The sequence below is a fragment of the Shewanella algicola genome (assembly GCF_014648035.1).
GTDB classification, from domain to species: Bacteria; Pseudomonadota; Gammaproteobacteria; order Enterobacterales; family Shewanellaceae; genus Shewanella; species Shewanella algicola.
On record NZ_BMQI01000155.1, the window covers coordinates 1 to 980 of the forward strand.

2 protein-coding genes and 1 pseudogene are annotated in these 980 nt (G+C 43.0%); all 3 read right to left on the reverse strand.

The annotated features are described in order from the left end of the window. Positions 1-180: pseudogene (locus tag IEY42_RS22175) on the reverse strand (IS66 family transposase); the annotation flags it as partial. A gap of 109 nt (positions 181-289) precedes the next feature. Beyond that, complete coding sequence (tnpB, locus tag IEY42_RS22180) at positions 290-637, reverse strand: IS66 family insertion sequence element accessory protein TnpB (protein ID WP_188927329.1); 348 nt, start codon at positions 635-637, stop codon at positions 290-292. Further along, positions 634-980: IS66 family insertion sequence element accessory protein TnpA (tnpA, locus tag IEY42_RS22185; RefSeq protein WP_229780268.1), on the reverse strand; the 347-nt coding region annotated here is incomplete at its 5' end. The genes tnpA and tnpB, both read right to left, overlap by 4 nt.

Here is a 980-nt window from a genome sequence, read left to right on the forward strand (position 1 = left end):
TTCTGATTTTTTAGCAAACTCTCTGGCCAACCTAGCGTTGTATTGGGCTAATAGTTCATGAATTTGCGCACTTTGCTCAGCAATCAGGGCATCTTTTTCGGCCAACGCTTGTTGCAACTCAAGCAGCATTTGCTTGAGTTGTGCTGGGTCGTCGGGTAATTCATGAGGTAAGGTTTTCATGCCCGCAGTGTATCAGAAATGGCAAGCGTTATAAGATGTTAGCCATCAATCCGTGGTAGAGTTGCTGTCAACGATCCTTCACTGAAAAAAGATCGCTCTCCCCGTAGGTTCAACGCAAAGACTGATAGTGTAGTGATTGATGCCCAATCACATCAAAGCCTGATAACAGCCATGAAAGCTGCTGCTCAGTTAAACAGTAGGCTTGATGGTCAACCTTATTTGGCCATTTAAATTTTTGTTTTTCTAGTCGCTTATACCAAAGGGCAAATCCTGTTTTATCCCAGTAAAGCAATTTGAGCTTATTTTTAGCCTTATTACAAAACAAAAATAGTGCGCCAGTATAGGCATCATGTGCTAATTCAGCTTCAACAATGGTTACGAGACCATCGATGGATTTACGAAAATCCACGGCATCACGATGCAAATAAATGGCAGGCGGCTCGATAAACATTTTCATGAGGTGAGTTCTCGCAATAATTGCGCGAGAAAACTCGGCGAGGTTGAGTGAGGTAAATGCAACTTGGCATGAGCAAACTCTAACGCGATAGCAGTTTGTGGCTGCATGAGCTCGAGTTGGGTCACTTTATGCTCGGTGACTTTGTGTTGTGAAATGTTGGCACAAACGAAAGCGCTCTCAGTAGATGCCAAGCGCTTTTTGTGAGCATAAAAACTCGATGTCGATAATTTGTATTTACTGCAATAAGTGCTGATGTTTAAGCCGCTTTGTTGCTGCGCAAGAATGAGCGCTTGCCATTGCAGCTGATCACGAAAGGTTTTCATTATGTATCTCCCAATAAAGA